General features: G+C 50.9%; 18 protein-coding genes. 9 read left to right on the top strand and 9 right to left on the bottom strand.

From position 1 onward, the window contains the following. The first annotated feature begins 4 nt into the window (after positions 1–4). From AB1757_24400 to AB1757_24385, 4 genes are all read left to right on the top strand, one after another. Positions 5–661: a response regulator transcription factor gene (locus tag AB1757_24400; GenBank protein MEW6130200.1), complete on the top strand. Its 657-nt coding sequence runs from the start codon at positions 5–7 to the stop codon at positions 659–661. Positions 662–805: 144 nt separating this feature from the next. Continuing rightward, positions 806–1,168, top strand: coding sequence for a response regulator transcription factor (locus AB1757_24395; GenBank protein ID MEW6130199.1), 363 nt, complete (start codon positions 806–808; stop codon positions 1,166–1,168). A gap of 23 nt (positions 1,169–1,191) precedes the next feature. Continuing rightward, on the top strand, positions 1,192–3,252 hold the full coding sequence (locus AB1757_24390; GenBank protein ID MEW6130198.1) for a hypothetical protein: 2,061 nt from the start codon (positions 1,192–1,194) through the stop codon (positions 3,250–3,252). Between the two features lie 65 nt (positions 3,253–3,317). Then, the gene (locus AB1757_24385) at positions 3,318–4,145 is read left to right on the top strand and encodes a DsbA family protein (GenBank protein MEW6130197.1); all 828 of its coding nucleotides are present in this window, start codon (positions 3,318–3,320) and stop codon (positions 4,143–4,145) included. Positions 4,146–4,464: 319 nt separating this feature from the next. Here the strand turns inward: AB1757_24385 and AB1757_24380 are convergent, their stop codons facing one another. The 5 genes from AB1757_24380 to AB1757_24360 form a co-directional block, all read right to left on the bottom strand. After that, positions 4,465–4,743: a tyrosine-type recombinase/integrase gene (locus AB1757_24380; protein ID MEW6130196.1), complete on the bottom strand. Its 279-nt coding sequence runs from the start codon at positions 4,741–4,743 to the stop codon at positions 4,465–4,467. 197 nt (positions 4,744–4,940) lie between these two features. After that, complete coding sequence (locus tag AB1757_24375; GenBank protein MEW6130195.1) at positions 4,941–5,084, bottom strand: autotransporter-associated beta strand repeat-containing protein; 144 nt, start codon at positions 5,082–5,084, stop codon at positions 4,941–4,943. Between the two features lie 20 nt (positions 5,085–5,104). After that, positions 5,105–5,260 (bottom strand): hypothetical protein, encoded by a 156-nt coding sequence (locus AB1757_24370; GenBank protein MEW6130194.1) that lies wholly within the window; start codon positions 5,258–5,260, stop codon positions 5,105–5,107. Between the two features lie 92 nt (positions 5,261–5,352). Beyond that, a complete protein-coding gene (locus AB1757_24365) occupies positions 5,353–5,556 on the bottom strand; it encodes a hypothetical protein (protein ID MEW6130193.1) in 204 nt (67 codons plus the stop codon). 69 nt (positions 5,557–5,625) lie between these two features. Next, on the bottom strand, positions 5,626–5,805 hold the full coding sequence (locus AB1757_24360; GenBank protein MEW6130192.1) for an H-X9-DG-CTERM domain-containing protein: 180 nt from the start codon (positions 5,803–5,805) through the stop codon (positions 5,626–5,628). 323 nt (positions 5,806–6,128) lie between these two features. On the opposite strand from AB1757_24360, the gene AB1757_24355 reads away from it, so the two are divergent. Next, entirely contained in the window at positions 6,129–6,305 is a 177-nt protein-coding gene (locus AB1757_24355; protein ID MEW6130191.1) for a hypothetical protein, read from the top strand. Positions 6,306–6,488: 183 nt separating this feature from the next. Here AB1757_24355 and AB1757_24350 read toward each other — a convergent pair whose 3' ends face one another. The 4 genes from AB1757_24350 to AB1757_24335 form a co-directional block, all read right to left on the bottom strand. Then, positions 6,489–7,580 (bottom strand): C1 family peptidase, encoded by a 1,092-nt coding sequence (locus tag AB1757_24350; protein MEW6130190.1) that lies wholly within the window; start codon positions 7,578–7,580, stop codon positions 6,489–6,491. 190 nt (positions 7,581–7,770) lie between these two features. Beyond that, a complete protein-coding gene (locus AB1757_24345; protein MEW6130189.1) occupies positions 7,771–8,196 on the bottom strand; it encodes a protease inhibitor I42 family protein in 426 nt (141 codons plus the stop codon). A 179-nt stretch (positions 8,197–8,375) separates the two neighbouring features. Next, positions 8,376–9,557, bottom strand: coding sequence for a CARDB domain-containing protein (locus AB1757_24340; protein ID MEW6130188.1), 1,182 nt, complete (start codon positions 9,555–9,557; stop codon positions 8,376–8,378). Positions 9,558–9,642: 85 nt separating this feature from the next. Continuing rightward, complete coding sequence (locus AB1757_24335) at positions 9,643–9,879, bottom strand: hypothetical protein (protein ID MEW6130187.1); 237 nt, start codon at positions 9,877–9,879, stop codon at positions 9,643–9,645. A 954-nt stretch (positions 9,880–10,833) separates the two neighbouring features. On the opposite strand from AB1757_24335, the gene AB1757_24330 reads away from it, so the two are divergent. The 4 genes from AB1757_24330 (at position 10,834) to AB1757_24315 (ending at position 18,750) form a co-directional block, all read left to right on the top strand. Next, a complete protein-coding gene (locus AB1757_24330) occupies positions 10,834–12,069 on the top strand; it encodes a hypothetical protein (protein MEW6130186.1) in 1,236 nt (411 codons plus the stop codon). A 101-nt stretch (positions 12,070–12,170) separates the two neighbouring features. After that, on the top strand, positions 12,171–13,505 hold the full coding sequence (locus AB1757_24325; protein ID MEW6130185.1) for a hypothetical protein: 1,335 nt from the start codon (positions 12,171–12,173) through the stop codon (positions 13,503–13,505). A 13-nt stretch (positions 13,506–13,518) separates the two neighbouring features. Continuing rightward, entirely contained in the window at positions 13,519–17,301 is a 3,783-nt protein-coding gene (locus AB1757_24320; protein MEW6130184.1) for a hypothetical protein, read from the top strand. A 15-nt stretch (positions 17,302–17,316) separates the two neighbouring features. Beyond that, positions 17,317–18,750, top strand: a complete 1,434-nt coding sequence (locus AB1757_24315) for a hypothetical protein (protein MEW6130183.1) — start codon at positions 17,317–17,319, stop codon at positions 18,748–18,750. Positions 18,751–18,767: the final 17 nt, after the last annotated feature.

Genomic DNA, 18,767 nt, shown 5'->3' with positions numbered 1-18,767 from the left:
AACGATGAACAACGAGATTACCATCCTCATTGCCGACGACCATCCGATTGTGCGGAAAGGTCTGCGGGAAACCATTGAAGAAGAGAGTAAATTTATGGTTTTGGCTGAGGTCAAAAACGGGCAGGAAGCCCTCGAAGCCATCGAAAAATTTGCTCCGCAGATTACCATTCTCGATGTTGATATGCCCGTGATGAACGGTTTTGAAGCGGCGCGTGAGATCAAAGCGAAAAAACTCACAACGGAAATTATTTTTCTGACCATGCATCGCGACGAAGATTTATTTAACGAAGCGATTGACCTCGGGGCGAAAGGCTTTGTCCTGAAAGATAGTGCCTTGAGCGAGATTGTCGAATGTATCAAAGCGGTCGCGTCAAAAAATCATTTCACGAGCCACGCATTGACTTCGTTTCTCATCAACCGGAGTCGGCGCAACCTTCAACTCACCGAAAAACAGCCGTCAATTGGTGACCTGACGCAAACCGAACGCCGTATTCTTAAACTAATCGCCGAAAACTTAACGACCAGAGAAATCGGCGAACAGCTTTTCATCAGTCCGCGAACCGTCGAAAAGCACCGCTCGAATATCTGCGAAAAACTCGATCTTCACGGCAGTCATGCGCTTTTCAAATTCGCCCTACAGCATAAATCCGAATTGTTCTAAGCGACCAAGCCAAACCCCAAATCCAACACCTCCCGTCGAAATACGTAGTTCCACGTAGGCTTTTTACGTGGAACTACCTATTCCAACTCCCTTCGTTCCAACCTATCTTTACTAACCGAAATTACGGCAACGCTCGTTTTTGGTATGGCACAAATGAAAGTGTTAATCGTGGATGACAGCCAGCAAATCCGCCTGCTTTTGCGGAGTTTTTTACCGCTCTCGGTTGATGAGGTTTTTGAATGTGGTGATGGCGGTAAAGCGGTTGCGCTCTACCGAAAGCATCTCCCCGATTGGGTCTTGATGGATTGGCAAATGCCTCATAAAGACGGGATCGCCGCGATCCGCGAGATTCTCGCGGAATTTCCCAGAGCCAATATCTGCATGGTCACGGCCTTCAACGAGGAAGAACTTCGCGACGCCGCCTTCGCCGCGGGCGCCAGCGGTTTCGTGACCAAGAGCAACTTATTCGAGATGGAAACCATTCTTGTTGATGAATTGAAACCTTAAGATATTTAGAAAGGACAAACCTCATGAACCCGATAAACCCGAATAGCGTATCAGTCGGCATTTTCAGATTAGCGCTGCTCTTGCTTGCTTTACCGATTTTCGCGGTCGGTGCAAGCGCTCAAACGCCCGATCTCAGCGGAACCTGGGTAATGTATAACGACAAGGCTGTTCAATTCGACAAATCAGCCGTGATCAAGCAAAACGGCGCGAATCTCTCTCTTGATAACGGCTATGGCACGAAATCAACCGCCGTTCTGACTGGCAGGACGTTTACGACGTCCGACGGAATGAGTGGAACGGTCACGCCCGACGGCACGCGAATAGACTGGACGAAGCCGGCCCGCTACTTTTGGGTTAGACAAACCGTCTTCGGAGCAACTCCAGATTTGAATTACAAATGGATGATGTTCGACGATAAGAGCCTGCCAATCGCTGGCCTCGCCTCGATCGCGCAGGACGGATTCAATCTTTCGATCGACAATGGCCACGGTGTCAAATCGACCGCCGTCTATGTAGGCGACCGTTTCAAGACTTCTGATGGGCTAACCGGAACGCCGACTGCTGATGGCAGTCGGATCAATTGGTCCAACGGATACTTCTGGATACGGGTGGCCACAAATAAACCTGAAGTGATTCTCGATCTCAGTGGCACCTGGATCCCCGTCGATCAGGCGGGCCGCCCAGGCGATAGCAGGTATACGATCACCCAAAACGGAAACAACTTGACCATTACTATAAGGGACCAGATTCCAAGTCATCGATACAGCGGGACGATAAAGGGAACTCGATTTGTCGGCCTCTCGCTCGCAGGAGAGGTCATAGAAAACGCGACGAAGATTCAATTTGACAACGGGAGCTGGGTGCGGGAAAGTGCGGTGAAGGCAGCACGGACATTTCCTGACACTTACGGTAGTGGACCTCTAACCCTCAAACCCAAGACTTTCTTCGCCAATTTCAACGCCAACGAAATGCGTTGCGTCAACCTGACGCAGAACCATGTGGTTATCGGCTATGATGCCAATTCCAACCCGCAAACTCAGTGGGCCGATGCAGACCTCTCGACACTCTGCCAGGGAACGAAAGTTCCTTTGCGGACAGTCGAGTGTTACATCGATGCGACAAACAGCGTAGGCACTGGCGATAAGCCGGTGGTCTCGCATTCTGAAGCGCTGTCGAGATGTAATGCCGCTTCCTTTACGCCGCCGGCAGTCCGGTTGGGCGAAGATGCCGATGTCGTGAGTATCACCCCTAAGGGGCAAACCTTCAGTGAGGGTGAAACGCTTCTGCGTGACAGCCCTCCACTCGACGAAAATGGTTACCACGACGTCCTGAAGTGGATTGCCGATAAAGTCGCCGCCGATCGCTTGCCGTTTTGCTGGGTGCAAGCAAAGGCGCGCGGCGGCCCGGTGCCCTTTGAGAGTACGAACACTTGCCCAATCGGCTACGTGCGGGAAGAGGCGCAATGTAGACCGAAATGCCCGCCAGACTTTAATGGCCGAGCCGATCGGTTCACCTGCTACCAGACCTGTCCCAGCAGTCGCCCGGTTCAGTGTTCTCTATTCGCTTGTGCGAAAGACAACGACACTTGTCTGTCGACTGTGAAAGATCAATTGACCGCGCCGGTTTCATTTGTGACTTCAGTTTTTGGGACCTTATCAAAGTTGGGTTCCGTGGCTGCGAAAGCCGAGAAGGTTTCTAAACTGGAGAAAGTTATCGACACAGTTAAGACCTATGTTGAGAACTATCAAAAGGCGCAAACCGCGATCACGACGATCAGGGCGCAAATGGAGTTGTATGAAAAACTGGCAGCGTCAAATTTTGACCTGATCACCAGCCCTGAGATCGAGGCTGAGGTCGATAAGCGGTTTGGCCGTATCGCCGGCTACTACATCAAAAGGAGATACGCTCAAGTTCATCTGGCGCTCTTATCGACTACGAATTTTCAGGCTACCTTCAAGAACATCGCCACTTTGGTTGGTCTGATCGATCCAATCGGTATCGTTGACCTTGAAAATGCCTACTACCATCCTGTTTGTCCTAGCGACGTTCCTTTTCCTAAAGTAACTCTTCATTACAACTACTAGAATCTTTCATAGGACGCTTCGGCAATAAACGACCGAAGCGTCCTATTTCACTTTGAGGGATTATCATGAACAAAAGATTTCTTAGTCTTATTATCACCGCAACAATCATCGCTATTGTAAGTGCCACGAACACGACGGCACAGGTAAAGCGGAAGACGAAGGTTCCTGCGAAGACCGGTGAAATCTCAAAACCGGAGCGCGAGGCGATTGAGAATGTTGTCCGTGAATACCTTATCAAGAATCCCTTAGTCGTCCGCGAGGCGATGATGGCATTGCAGGCACAGGAAGAAAAGCAGAAGAGAGAGACGACGGCAGCGAATATGAAGCTGCTTCGATCAGAAATCTACTCGGACGCAGATTCGCCGGTCACCGGCAATGCGAAGGGCGACGTAACGGTTGTTGTATTCTTCGACTATTTTTGCGGCTACTGTAAAAAGACAATGCCAGGTTTGCAGACTTTGTTGGCAAACGATAGCTCGCTGCGGATCGTCTATAAGGAATTTCCGATCCTTGGCGCTCAGTCTCTGAGCGCCGCCCGCGCCGCGCTCGCAGCCAGCCGGCAAGGTAAATATGCCGAATTTCACCAGGCGCTGCTTGCTGCTGCCGGCGCTGGCGAAGACCTGATCAAAGCTGTCTCTGAAGGTCTCAACCTCGACTATGCCAAACTGCAAAAGGATATGTCCGATCCAAAGATCAGCGCGGCGCTCGAGCGCAATATCCGCTTAGCCGAGTTGCTCAATATAAATGGGACGCCGACTTATCTCGTCGGCGACCAGTTAATACCTGGCGCCCTGGATTCTGATTCACTTGCCCGGCTGATAAAAGCTGAACGCGCAAAATCGACAAGCAGCGAGATTGAGAACAGTCGAGCACCTACTAAAGGAGCTAATTAAGCTTTGTCTAAAGTTGCGCAAGTCCTGTTTGCAATGACCTTGTCCGCTTGTTCTGCAAGCGTCCAGACCCTTCCGGCAAAGGTTACGGGAATGCTTGACCATTTCTACGCGGGTTGGAAACCGGCTCCATTTGTGCACCAAGGCAGCGATACACAGTGAAACTGGAATGCGCTCAAGCAAAGGAGAGCGATTTAAGTGCTTAACAACATCAAACAGGTAAGCATTGAATAGAACTCATTGATAATAGGAAAAGAAGGCTGGAACAGCCTCTGAATCCGCCTGTCGGGGTTCGAGTCCGTGCCTCCCGGTCATTTTCTTTTCAACCATCTACAATCTTCAATCGTTTCTCTATTTCTTCCCGTGTGACCGTAATGTGACCGGGCTTTCGTAAAACCGCCTCAACCGCGCGGTTTTTACCAGCTTCCGTGGCGTGAACATAACCTTCAGTTGAGGTGATGGATTTATGCCCCATCACTTCTTTTATCTCCGGTAAGGTCGCGCCATTTTCAATCGCTAGGGTGCCGAAGGTATGGCGCAGGTTGTGAACGTGCAGGTCGCTTAGCTTGGCGAGCCGGCAGACTACAGCCCACGCGCGCAAAATGCTTACATACTTCTTGCCGGTTTCAGGATTGGTAAACGGATTTCACCTTCGCAGAAGTTAAAGACCTGTTCAAAGCCATCCGGTAAGTCGCCAGTAAAATAGAGCACCGGCTGGTCATCTGATAACCAGCCGGTGGTGGTAGATATTCGGCTCGCCTGGACTGCTCATCCGGGGCGCGTCCAAATGGTCGCTGCCTATCTGATGGTCAAGGTTCCGGCGTTTATGGTCGTCACTCCTGTATACGTGTTAGTGGGACCGCCTTTGACATGATCCTGCCGCGCCTCATCAACCGGCAGGTCTTCGATGACCGTCGAGTTATCGTTTTCTGGTTGATTCATTGATTCACTCTCCTTTTTATTTACCGATTGCGAGTTGCATCAATCACGTGAAAGTAGACCTCAATGGTATGGTCGACCGGGCCGCCTTTGAGTTCTGCTGCCTGGTCTTCGCTGAGGGTCAAATCCTCAATCACCGATTGGTGGTTGTCTGGCTCTTGTTTGTCTTGCTTGTTCATCACGGTTGTCTCCTTTTCATTGATAAGCTGTTCATCGCTTGAGCGCCTCACTGGCGCTCACCTGTTCAGGCGTAAGTTGGCGGCGAAAACGCTCACTCGTTTATTCCACCTGACTCTCCACTATAGGTTAAAGTTGATTCTCTACTGGTATAGGTGACACCAACGGCGGTGTTTGCGTTAAGGGTGACGCTTCCCGTCCAGGTTGTGTTCCCGCCTTTTACATTGGCTATCGGCTCCAGGTCACTAAGCCCATTTTCATGGTTAATGTCTTGTTTGTTCTGTTCAGTCATTTTCATTATTAGTTTCTCCTCTAAATTAAATAAACCCGCCCCTCATCACGAAAAGCGGGGGTTATACGCTTTGCCTTAACGTACAGAACCATCACTCAAACAGACGTTTATTCCAGATGGATGGCGGCTGCTACTTGAGGTGCTGCTGTTAAAGGGGTCTATGGTTAAATCGGTAACGGACGCGATGGTTGTGCCACCCTTGACCTCACCAACCGGTTCCAGGTCGTCCATTTCAATCGTTTCATTCGTAGCCATTTTCTGCTCCTTTTCTTGTTTCCAATCGAATACTCACGTCGCACGGCATTCGTGCGTCTCATCTGCTAAGGCGAAAATGGACAACAAAAACTATCATCGGGCAGGAAAAATTAGACCGCTTCGATAGCTCTTTATTATGACATTCATTTTCTCACGCTATGATGCCTCGCCGTGAGCCATATATAAGCCGCAATAAGCGATTGACCTGATCAACTAATCCGTAAGACCTCCAATCGCTCACCTGGCAAATAAAACGCGATTTTTTGAAGCCGTTTTTTATGTTGTCAATATAGGACAAAGCTCTCACTAATGGAGGCGAAGGTATGGATGAAGAAAATTTGTTTGATGTAAAAGAACAGCAGAATGTAACTACAGGTAGCCTGGACGCGAAATCGGAGCATTGGACAAGGTCGCCCAATCTTCACCCAAAGGAGCCTGTGCGCCTGATTCTCAGGTTTTATCTCCTATTGCTGGTGGGTATTTTACTTTGGAAAATTTAACTCGCTTGCATAGGTCAGGTAAAACCGAATCAGCAGGCAGAAATTCGGGGAAGAGATTTATCGCCTCAGCCACAATGCAGAAAAGGCGGCTTGCCGGCGGTTTCTCGTTGCGGCTGAGGCGGCTTGTTGCTTCAGGCTCAAATCGCTATTTCGCCTGCGCAAGCAAACATCCAGTTGGAATGATTACGGGGTCGGGATAATCTTTGGCACCAATCTGTAATAGGTGTCCGGCAATTTGTAATACCGGCTCTTCGCCCGCACCCAAGCTGCTGCATAACCGATGCTGTTGCTGCCATAGGTAATCCACATATAGCCGCGTTGTGAGCCATACCCACAGGTATCGCCCCAGCCAGTGCCCCAGGAATTCTTGATTAACCACGCGCCTTTGGTATCGTCCCAACCAATCAACGTGACACCGTGATTGACCGAACCGGAAGCATTTTCATTGAACACGCCCGCCGTGTAATGCCTGAACGCGGTGGTGACGCGAACCGCAACTGCTAACGGGCCGTATTGGCACAGCGCCTGTTTCATCTCACCCACCGATGGGGTTGCGCCGCCGGGTTTCACATACCCCCAGGTCGTCGCCCAATACGGGTCTGGAATCGACGCATTGCAGGGGCTATCAGTTGCCGTGTAAGGGTAGCTGGCTTCTGACGCATCGCCTTTGCCGAGCAGAAAATCAAACGCCCACCACCCGCCGGCACAAGTGCCCAAGCCGCTGCAACTGAGGACATCCTGTTCGCTGGCATCCGGGCTTCCGCCATTGCGTATCAGATAGCTGCCTTCATAGGCTCCGATGGTGGCAAACGCCCAGCAACTTCCACAGCCTCCCTGATCGCGCACGGGCGTCACCTTGCCAAGCTTTCGCCAATCAAAAGCTGCCGCAGAAGGATTGCATTGCAGCGACAGTTCGGGCAGTTTGACATTGGGATTCAATCTGGCATATTCCTCGCGCGAGGCGTTATCGATGCGCAGGAGTTGAACCGCCAGAGCGTTTTGTTTGTTGGCAATCGCTGCCAGATTGGTCGGCGGTTTTAAGCCTGCCAGTTGCTCCAGATTGCGATCCGCGGCTAAGGTGTAGCCTACCTGAAAGGTAAACCGCTTGGTTTGAATTTCATTGCGAAGGGTTGCAAGCGTTGCTCGTATGGCGGGAGGCGCTTGCCGTTCGCGTTGTGCATAATCAATCTGTTGTGAATAGCTGATGGGCAGCGGCAAACTCGCCAACATCAGCAAAGCTACAGTCAATATAGATAATGCTCGAAAGTTTTTCATAAATCCTCTCTTTCTCAAGCCACTTCAAATGGCTCGGTTGAAGAAAACTCTTTGTGACTTTGATGGACTTCATCGCCCAAGGTCGCTTTCTTCGGTTCACGCCAAACCATAGACCAGGCGCTTTGCCGTGACCGTAGCCACGCATAACCATACTCATCCTTACGCGAGGATGAGGGCAAAGCGTGGCGCGCTAACCTATCTGCACCGCAAGTTTGAATTTCTTTAAAGGTTCGACATCTTTTTCCCAGGGGCGCAGGTAGTGCAACTCGACGACACAAGCGCCGGTCGCTTTGGCTTTGAATTGAAAAATTTGATATTCCACTGCGCCCGGCACTTCTTCCGGGCTTTCAACTGTCGGTTCACCAATGGGCATCAATCTGGCGGAATCATTTTTGGCGATTTCCCAGTTGTAGCCGGTGCCGGCTCGCATCTCCAGTTTGATGATGAGCCGGTCGCCCGGCTTCAGCGTGATTTTGCCGTCATTGTCTTTATCGGTGACCGTTATCGTCTGACATTTTGCAGAAGTGTCAGAGCACTTGTTCTGTGCGGATATGCCGGAGCAACCGGCGATTAAAAGAATAATCAGACCGCATACCTGATTTCGTCGTTTCTGCATGATAGCCATCCTCTCACAAACCTTCCTGAAGCAGAGGCTCGGATTCCTCCTTCCGCAAGTGTCACCAGATTGTTTCCAGCAACTCCGGGCGTTGTATCAAAGGAGGGTCGTTGTCAATTCTTCAGGCACATTCAGGTTTTCCCAACCGCTTGAGCAGCCGGGATGTTTTTATTTATGGCTTACTCGCTCGAACAGTTGACGATTATCTTGATTTTGATGACATTGTTGAGTTCGTTGGCCTCAGCAATGGTGTGTTCGTCATCAAGCGAAAGCGTCAAGACATGCACACCGGGCGGCAGGTAAGCCTGCGTATTGATTTGTCGAGTAGCTCCGGCGGGAACCGATACGTCGCTTTGAATGCTGACCACTTCATTATCGCAACGAATACGATTGATGAACTGAGTTGAGGCAACCGTGCCGTAATTCACCACCGTGTAGGTGATATTGAAAGCGCACTTGCCTCCCGATTGCAGAAATGAATCGGCACCCGTGAGCGTAATCGTTCCGCCGCTAATCGCACTCTTCGCGCCAGCGCCGCCCACTTGTCCACCGATTTTGATGAGTTCTTTGGCGACCGCAAGATCGAGTTTCGCGACCGGCTGCGGCTGTTCGCATATCAGTTCAAAGGTTGCGCGGTTGGATTCCATCACGTTCGGCGACAGAATTTTAATTGCCTCCCAGCCGCTGTAGGTCTTTAATGTCGCCCCGCCCAGCGTCCAGGTGGTCTGCACCGGTTTCGTGCCCGGCTCGTCAAAGACCAGCGTAAAGACCGGCGCGGTTGCATTATCGCTGCGCAGGAAGGTGTATTTAACCGTTCCTTTGCCGTTTGCAGTAATCGTTCCGGGGAATTTGATGATGCCGGGGCAATGACCTTCATATCGCTGTGGCGAAGCTGAAAGCCTGGCAGCAGTCACCCGGAAAGGCTCGGCTCGCTGACAGGTTAAGGTAAACCCGGCTTTGTTCGACATCATCGGTTTGGGTGACAGAATGCGGATGGCTTCCCATCCTGTGAAGGTTGGCAACGCAGCGCCGCCTAACGTCCAGGTCGTCTCTACGGGTTTGGTTCCCGCCCTATCGAAATTGAGGGTGAAGACTGGTCCTGTGGCTCCATCGCTTCGGGCAAAGGTGTACTTGACGGTGCCTCTGCCATTGACGGTGATCGAGCCGGAAAATTTTATGACCCCAGGGCAAGGACCTTCGTATCGGGTCGGGGATGACGCAAGGGTTACGGCAGTGACTTCAAATGCCTGTGCTGCCGGGCGTTTTGCGAAGCTAACCTGCAAGGGAAGCAAGGCAAGAATGATCAGCAGCGTTAAACGAATCGGCAATAAATCGGTTTTTCGGTTAACTGTTTTCGACATGGCTTTTTCTCCTTTCCGCTAATTCGGCAGATTGTGCCTTGTGATTAGCGCATCTATAGACAAGTTTGTATGGTTCAAATAGCCATCAGGCGATTGCCCGTTTACCGGTTTGTCGGTTTCGCCCCTCCTGCAATGGGTTCAAGGTTGCCCGCTCCATTGATGAAAGACAGCCAGCGCAGGAAATTGACGAATTCAACAGATTATCGGCTTGGGATAAATCGGGTCTTTGACGGCGGGGTGGGGGAAAAGGCTTGCGGCATTGCGATAAGCGAATCACCGGGATGAAAAGGGGAGTTACAGGAATGGTGATTCCGGTCTTCATTTGTTGATTCTCCCTGGGTGCGGAAATGAGCTACCCTTGTGATTCGTCTCTCAGTTCCCGCCGCCGGGTATTGCCTCAACAAAAGACCGCGAAACCAACCTGTGCGGTTGTGGCATTGTCAACAGTCTATCGTTTTGACGATCATATCTGACGATTCCTTCACACCGTTGTCGAGGCGATACCCTCGAAGTGCCTTATCACAATCAAAATCGCAATAGCTGTGCCGTAGCTAAATCGGCAACCGACTTCGAGGATTGGCTCAATTTACGATTTTGAGCGAGGGCGGGCACCATAGGCAGCGAAATTTTGCACACCTGAATGTGGAGGATTGCTCAAAGCGCGCTGACCGGGTCTTGCCTTCTGAGAGCCGGTTTATTTTCCGGTCGGGTATCAATGATTCACCGGCAACCTGACGGACAAAAATTTGCCGAGCCTGAAAATCGCACCGAACCATCAGCGACTGCTTCCGCAACCCCTCATTCGTCACCGAACGCTTTATCGAAATATTTTTATTTTTGGTTAAATTTTTAATAAATCTCTGTCTATCTCAGGAATCTTCTTGACAGAATCAATTGCTTGAATAAACTTCAATGCGTCACTCTACGAAAATCGGGTTATAAAAAAATACCAGCTACGGGTCGGTAAAACTTAAAATCGACCTTTTAAGTTTGCAACAACTCCAAAAGCTGAGACTGAGTATTCCGCCTTAACCGGTTTTTGGTAAAGCGGTTTCCGGTCAAAGCTACACAGCAGTTCAAAGCGTCTGTTTTTGGGCAAAATTAGCTATTCTGCAACATGGTTTCGATTGACTGGGGGGATCCTGCCTTTGCCCTGGGAGGGAGTCAAATAGCACAGGCGGTTCCTGTTTCAATGAACAGGAAATCGGGTTGCTCTTCCTGTTAAGGGAGAGTATGCCCTGCCTATCCTCACGCAAAATTAAATAAGGAGAAAGCTATGAGTTCCACTCCCCTTAATGGCAACTTTAGCGTTCAACAGCAGTTCACCGGAAACGACGGTAAACCGGTCGCTTCCCCATTTGTCCTTCCACCGAATGTCAGCGCCAATGCCAACACTTTCCCAACCATCACCGTCAACATTGATAATGTTGCAGGTCAAACCAGCGCCTCCTGCAATATCAATACCGGCGGCGCGAATAATGATTTTCAATTAAGCTGGAACGCTGCGCAGGCAGTGGTCACCGTATCGCCGACCAATGTCTGGGCAGGCGATGCCGGGAAACGCGCGGCGCTGAGAGCCTCATTTGATGCCTTTCGCCAACAGCTTGAAACGCTCGAATTGACCAACAAGTGTTTGAAACCCGGCGGCGCATTTTATGTCGCGCAACGGGTCGCCGAATCTTTGCCGCTGACGCTCGATGAAAGCCTCTATTTTCGCTACAGCTTTGACAAAGTGAATAACTACATCGACCTGCAACCCGGCATGCGCCTCAGAGTTGAATATGCCTCGTATCAATTTATCGCCAGCGCCGGACAAACCAAAGCGCTCAATGGCTACGCGGGAAATGGCGTCGGTTATTACAACCTCACGCGCCGCACCGACCAGCGGTTGAGTTTTGATGGATTCTTAGGACAGATTACTCCGCCATCCATCGATGCGCCCAACTGCGGCTTGCCCGGCGCAGGCGGCATCATCGATTTTCAAGGCGCAAATTCGGCGCGACGTTATTACAGACTATTTTACCCGCCAGCTTTCTCAAGTCCCGATTGTCCTGGCACCGCCGGTCGTGACCGCAACGTGACCTTAATCGGCGCGGACACGCTTGCCGACCTGACCACCGCAACCAACGCTTATCCATCGGGCAATTGCGCGAGCGCCGCATCCGGCAATGCGCCGATTCTTTGCACCATCTTTCGCGGACGCGATATTGCTATCCCTGAAATCCTCACACGACTTAACTATCAACAGGTTTATGTTCCGGTCGGCACGACGGTTCGCAATCTGGTTGACCAGTTGATCAATTCATCGTTCACTACCGCCGCGCCTAACATTGGCTTCTTTCAATTTTTCAGTCTCTATCGCCAATGGGGTCCGTTGCTGGATTCGTCTTATCAACCCAGCGGCGTCAATTTCGGCGCGGTCGATACCACCCAGTTGACCGCAGGCGCAATGGATGTATTCGATTTGCCGGTGGTTAAAGGCGATGCGCTGACGCTTCCCAATCTTGCCTGATTCCAAGCAATGAACTTTTGTTGAATGATTGAAAACCTTTTCGCTTGCAATCATTCGAGCGGTTCACCGCTTTTTAGGCGCTGTGAACCAGGAGACAACCGATGGCGAATATCGTATCCGGTGCTTTCAATGTCATTCCTCAATACGTCGGCAATGACACGCCACCCAATCAATATGCCGAGACGCCTTATCTCGTTCCGCCCAATCTCACGTATTCAAAGAGCGTCTTCACCCAACCCATTCAACTCAACCTCTATTCGATGTATACCAAAAGCATTCAGCAAAACACCTGCGGCATCTCCCAGAATGCTAACAATGTCGATTTCTCGTTGAGTTGGAATGTCGCGCTGTCACAGCAAATGCCAACCCCTGTGGCGGTGGTGACGATTCAACCGAAAAATGTGTGGGGAACGAGCGCTCAGGCGCGCGCTCAACTGAGAAAATCATTCGACGCTTTTCGTGTGCAACTCGAAGCCCTGGAACTCGCGCAAGGTTGTCTGCGTTCAGGCGGGGCATATGCCATCGCCCAGGCGGTAGCCGAATCCATGCCGCTATCACTGGCTGAAACGCTTTACTATCGCTATGGTTTTGACGCGCAAAATGGCTACGTCGATTTGCTTCCGGGAATGCGGCTCAGAGTTGAATCGGCTATCAATCAAACCATGTCAACCCTTGCGCCCGTGAGTTCCCTGAACGGTTTTGTGCCAGGCAATGTCGCTTATTACCAGGTCGCGCGCCTCACCGATACGAGCGGCAATCAACGTATCGCTTTTGATGCATTTTTAGGAAGCAATCGCCCGCCTACTATTCCCGTCTCAACCGGCGGCATCGGCGGCATCATTGATTTGCAACAGAGCAACGCGGCGCGGCGTTATTACAGGCTGTTTTATCCGCCACAACTTGCGCCGGGTAATCGCCCCGATAATGCCGCCCTTTATGACAATGTCACGCTCATTGGCGCAGATACGCTGAGCGATTTGTACGCGGCGACGGCGGCTTATTTGCAAGGGCAAACTTGCGCGACTGTAGCCAAAGGCAATTTGCCGATTATCTGTTCGTATTTTCGCGGACGCGCCATCGCCGTGCCGGAAATCGGCGTATGCGTCAATACGCCATTTGGCGCGCAAAGTCTTTCTGTTCCGGTTGGCACCACGGCACGCAATCTGTTTGATTTGTCCGGTTGTTCAAACTTTCCGCTGGTTGTTGAAGATTTACCGACCAGCTATCCGACCTATCAATACTTTCGGACGTTCGGTTTGGCTGCGCCATTTAAATCGCCACAAGACGCCCCGTTTCGAGGCGCGCCGCCAGTGAACTTTGCCCTGCTCACCTACGGGTCAGGCGGCAATAACCCGACATTTCAATACAGCGGTCAGGATGTTTACGACCTGCCGGTCGCGAAAGGCGATCTGCTCAACCTGTATTTTCAGTCTTAAATTGAGGTGAATCATGGCAGCCATGAATTTTCAACGCTCGGCGGTCTCTTCTTTGTACTTTGCAGTGTGTAATGGGAGTGCGCCCAATAAAACCGTCGCTTTTCTATTGCCAACCGACGATAAACAAGACCCGTCGAGTTTGACACTCGATGCCGCCTGGCAACAACTCGCAGGACAACCCTACGCGGGCGTTTTCATTTTTCTCGATACCACTGATTATGATGAAAATGATTTTGTCAAAGCGGCGCGCACTTACATCTGGGGCGATAGTTATAAAAAAGCGCGCTTCGCCTGGTTCGTCAATCCGCAGGCGGCTTCCAATAATCAACCGCTGATTGCCTCGGTGATGCTTGCCGATGCCATCAATCCGACAACCTATCAACTGCGCGAAACCTCACTCACCCTGAGCAGCAATTTCACGCTGTTGTTTGCCGGTGGTTGTCCGGTGACGGTGGATTTGCCTAACAATCAATTTAAAATTGCCCAGTCACCGGATAGCAACGATGCCATCTGCATCACTTCCTATTTCGGTACGCAAAAAGTCAGTTCGATTGGCGCGGCATATCTGCCTGTGTGTGGCGCGCAAGCCGGTTGTTTGCAATTTCCCTTCAATGTCACCGACGCCACGCTTGATGAAAACCATCTCGATGTCGCGTTGCGCTATTATCTCAATGATCCGAATTCACCGGGCAATATCACATCCAATCGCTACCCGGTGTTCAATCCGCCCGATAGCGATTCGGCAATCAACGCCTGGGCGAGCCTGTTCTTGCTTGATGTGATGGATGCCTCGCGAACCTATTTTTCATTTAACGGGCAAAACGGCACAGGGCAGGGAAGCGGCGCGCTTGAAACCCACTTTCGCACCAACGACGGCAATAAAATTCAACTCACCCCCCTGCCCGATGCGCTTGCGGGATTCGTATTTGCGCCAAACCCCGATGAAGTCGAACCCGAACAGGGCGCGCCGCTCTACGCCGTGCCGACGGGCGCGTTTGCCATCAACGTTGAAAAAAACGCCCAGACCACGGGCGACGCGCAAACCCCGACCGCTCGACTGATGTGCGGACTATCGGGCGTCGAATATGTCGGGTTGATGAATGCGGCAAATAACACCCTGCATTTCATTCCCAACCAGAACGCTTTTGCGCCGCAATATACGCCGCCTGCCGCAAATACTGCGGATGGAAAATTGGTTAGTAAGAATAATGGTGATTTGGCGTCACCCATGTTGACCGCAGGCGCGACCACTTCATGGGTCTATGTCACCAACGACAGTTCAACCGCGCCCGCTGCCGATGCTCCTGCAAGCGTGCAGTATTTCGCGCAACCCGACGATTCGGTTTTATACGAACCATCAAGCGGGCAAACGACATCGCTGGGTTTTATGGAAGTGACGGCGGGCGGCTTTCCGGCTTTAACCTCGAATAATGCCGCGCCCGGTTCAACGCCGAACAGTTTTCCGATGGTGCCTTATGCGGGCGTCGTCGCGGACACTTATGACAACTTTCAACAATTCGAGTTGCAAATCCTCAGTCCTGTGCGCCGCAACACGATTTATTCATTTCTTCAGCCGCCGAGCGCCTCAACCAGTGGTGATACTGTGAGTCGCACCGGCACCACGCCGCAAGGCTTGCTGGCGACTTTCGATAGCAGTTTCAGTCAGTGGCAATCGCTGGCGCTGGCGCAATCGTCTTACTACGAACTCACCGCACAATCATTTGCTGTTTTGCAACAACAGGGGGTTCCGCAATCGGTGATTTCGGCATTGCAATCCATGTTGAATGTCGCCTATGCCGATGTTGATGCCTATGACGGCGCTTTGCAATCGCGACTCAGCGCGAGCGATTACAACACCTATCAAAGCAACCTCCAACAGGCGGCTTTGCAAGTGCGCCAGTTGCAACTGACCAATGTGACCGGCGCGCTCAAAGCCGCTTTGCAAACCAATCAACTTTTTCTGGTAATTTCCAATCCCGAAGATTTGCTCAATTTTTGCTCGTTCAATTATTACCAGTTGACCACCCAGGCACTGACGATTCTCGCCAGCAAAATCAGCGATTCGACGGTGATGACGCAACTCGATAAGTTGCAGGATATTTTCTACGCCAGCGCCGGCGATTATCAAACCGGCTTGCTCACAGTGTTAACTCAGGCGCAGTTCGAGCAATATCAATCCTTGCTGTTTCGCTATGCGGCATTTGGTGAAATCGTCATTCAAGGTTGGACATTCAACCTGTCGCCGAACACCTGGAACAGTTGGGTGGATGGCAGCACGCTGCTGATTTTTAAATTTTATGGCAAGGCTTTGACAGACCTTGCAGCCGACACCAACCTGTGGATTTCAGGCAGTGATTTCAATACCGATGTCTCGAAAACCCAGACGCAATTGCTCGATGTCTTGCAGGATGCAATTACCCGCAGCGCCAATGAACCGGAGTTTGTCAATTTCGTCAGTAACATTACCAATCCCAACTGGAATGGCATTCTTGCTTTGCAAGCGTTTGTGCCGCTTGCGCAGTTGCCGCCACAAATGCAGGGCATCGCGGCAGGCGTTGACCCATCGTTATTTTATGCGCATCACATCGGCATCAATATCACCCCGATCAATCACACCGACACCTCGCTTTCGACGCAGGATTCATCGCTTTTCGGCTTGATTTATTATGATGATTCAACCGACCTCACTTACAACCAGACCGATTATCAATTCAAAGTTCTGACCCTCAAAGTGCTCTTTGAGAATTCAGCGATTGTCAGTTTCGCAAGCCAAATCGAACTCTACATCAACAGTTTGTTTGGCGAACTCGCGATTCAGCAAAACAGCGCCCACGGCAATAACATTTTGCTGAACGGGGTCTATCAAAAACAGGGCGACACCGAGTCTTACGTGTTCACCGAACAGGGCGACAACATCTACAAAATGACCAGTCAGGTATTGGATAGCGTCGAAATTCTCAAGGCGCAATTCAACACCGTGATAACCCCGGGCGGCACAGGCGTCGGGCAAACCGCGCAAGCCGATTTTATTTTCTGGGGCACCCTGCATTTTCAGAAACTCCCGCAATTCGATGTCTTTTCATTCGGGGATGATGCAGCAACCAACACGGCGGGTGGATTGAGTTTTTCCAATCTGGCGATTCACATGAATTTCGTACCAGACCCGCCCGCAGGGACGAGCGCGCCGCCGCCGACTTTCACCTTCGATGCCGGGCAGTTGAGCTTTGACATTGCAAAAAGCGCGGCGCGCGCCACCAGTTTATACAATCATTTTCCGTTAAAGTTGAAAGCCTTCATTCAGGGCAAAGAAAAAGTCGCGCCAACCGATTTGGGTTTCATGCCGATTGATTCGCCGCTTAATCTGAGTTCACTGACTTATCCGTGGTACGGACTGCAATTCGATTTGAATTTAGGAAGTCCGGGCGGGCTTGCCGCGAAGATGGATTTCACCGCCTCGCTAATTGCCGCGTGGTCGCCGAATGCCAAAAATCTCGAAGTCTTTTTAGGGATTAAATTGCCCGGTTCAAGCGGCGCAAGCAAAGAGATACCGATTGAAAGCGTGTTGAAATTGAGCATCGGCGATATTGAATTCGTGGTGTCGGGTACGACTTACATGATGAAGTTCGACAACATCGCCTTGAAATTTTTTATGGTGCAATTCCCGCCTTACGGGCAGACCAATATTTATCTATTTGGCGACCCGAACAATCAGGACAATACGACGCTCGGTTGGTACGCGGCTTATGCCAAGACCAAAAAGCAGAATCAGAAGCAACCGCAAAAATTACTCAAATAAATCGCAAGGAGTCCTATGGCAAACCTTACCGTGATGTACTGGAATGTAGAGGTGTTCGGCGATACGCGAAACGCTGCGCGCGGTCCTTATTATGTTCCGGTATGCAATTTTGTCGCGAATGTGATTCACGAAGCCGATGCCGACATCTTCTTTTTGATGGAACTCAGAAGCGGCGGCGTCGCTTATCTGGATTACATTCGCAAAGCCTTGAACAGTTTGGATGGTCTTGCAAAAGGCGTAAACGGCTGGCAATACGATTACATTCCGGGAGCGGTGATTGCCAATCAGGCACGCCCGATTAATAACTTCAATCAACTGGGCTATACGCAGCAAGGACATTCGGAAGGCTACGCGGTTTTCTGGCGACCGAATGCCAATAAATTCACCATGCTGATAACCCCGGATAATTTGTCAGCAGGCAAAGGTCCGGGCGGAACCCACAACATCAGTCTGGTGTTAAACGGACGACCGCCCAACCCTTTTAATGGAAATTATGGATGGTATACATCTCCGGTTTTTAACCCCGCCAACGCCTATGCCTTTGGCAATTTGGATTTCCCGGTTCCTAAACCGATTCACGGAGGCGATTACCGATTGGATTTGTGCCGACGACCGGCTTATGCGGTTGTGAGACTGGTCAACACGCAAGGCACGAATGTCGATAAGCTTTTGCCGATGATTGTATTTCACGCGCCGAACAGCCCTGCGAGCACTCGTTACGGCGTTCAGTTATGCGGTTACACCAGAGAACTCTATCGCGTGTTGGATACCACAAACGTCAACACGCCCACCAATATTAATCAGGCGATTGTCGGCGGCGATTTCAATATCAATTCCAATGACCAGCAAAATCTGGCGTTTGATGCTTACACCGTTTTCACGGTCAATTTCGCCGGTTCGGGTGCCAACTGTAATAACATTTGGGTTCCTTATAATGCGCCTCCCGGAAACCGCACCGCTGTCAGGTTGGAGGATCGCAATGGCGTTATCAATACCAACACGCCAACCGATTATTATTGGCTGGGGATTGATAACCTGTTCTATCGTAATGCGAACGGCAATATCAATCCGGTGAACCCGCCGGCAAATTATAACGGGCCCGTATTCAATCTGGTTGCCGCCGTCATGCAAAACGGCGTGTTAGCCGATAATGCCAGAAAGCAAACCACCCTGCGCCTCTTTAAAAACTCCATCAATTACGAAAAGCAATCGGGCAATTATCAATACACCAATCCGGCTAATGGGACGCCTTGCACAACCCGCAACCTGGTCAATGGCAATTATGTCTATTCCGGCGCGCTGATACCTTATCTCCTGAATTATGGAAATTTTATGACCGACCTGACGAACGGCTATTTCACTCATGCAAGGCGAGCCGCCGAATTCATCGTCAATTGTATCAGCGACCATTTACCGGTTGTGACCCGCTTTCAAATTAACAATTTATAAGCTTACGGCGAAGCCCT

The organism is Acidobacteriota bacterium (assembly GCA_040754075.1).
In the GTDB taxonomy this organism is placed as follows: Bacteria; Acidobacteriota; Blastocatellia; order UBA7656; family UBA7656; genus JBFMDH01.
Note: the sequence above shows the minus strand (reverse complement) of the source record. Positions and strands in the feature narration are given on the sequence as shown.